Annotated in this window: 1 tRNA gene and 1 pseudogene; both read right to left on the bottom strand. The window is 59.8% G+C overall.

The annotated features are described in order from the left end of the window. Window positions 1–166: 166 nt before the first annotated feature. A tRNA-Lys gene (locus DC522_RS33975) sits at window positions 167–241 on the bottom strand. A 187-nt stretch (window positions 242–428) separates the two neighbouring features. Beyond that, window positions 429–604, bottom strand: a pseudogene (locus DC522_RS33970) (glycerol kinase); the annotation flags it as partial.

Below are 604 nucleotides of genomic sequence, written 5' to 3'. Positions count from 1 at the left end.
GCTGGCAGCCCGAACCGCCATTTCGAACAGGACTGTATCCAACTCCGCCGCCATGATGGGCCCACTGTGCTGCGGGCATCGTAAGAGGCAATTGGGCCACGCGCGTTTTGCACAGCGTAGCAGCACGCTAAATTAGAACAATATCAAATTCTTCAGCTGGTTAAGATGGTGAGCCGGGAGGGGATCGAACCCTCGACCACATGATTAAAAGTCACGTGCTCTACCGCTGAGCTACCGGCCCATCCTGGCTTTCTGGCCGGAACATCGCCCGGCTTTTGCCGACCGCGTTTCCGAATGCCGGTCCGCCTGAAAAGTGGGCGGAACATAGGGAGAGTGCCCCCCATGGTCAACCGGAAAAAAGCCGATTTCCAAACCGCTGCGGACAACCAGCTTTTTCGCAGCAAAAACAACGCCCATGGGCGTCGAAATCAGGCCGTCAGGGTTCGCCTGACGGCGTCGTGCCAGCCCTTGAGCTTGGCTGTGCGGATCTTCGCATCCATTTCCGGCTTGAAGCGGCGGTCGAGTGACCACGCCTTGGCGAAGTCCTTCATCTTCGGCCACACCCCGGCCTTCGAGCCGGCCAGCCAGGCAGCACCGAGCGCCG

This window comes from Microvirga sp. KLBC 81, assembly GCF_003075415.1.
Lineage (GTDB): Bacteria > Pseudomonadota > Alphaproteobacteria > Rhizobiales > Beijerinckiaceae > Microvirga.
This window is presented reverse-complemented; position numbering and strand designations above follow the sequence as displayed.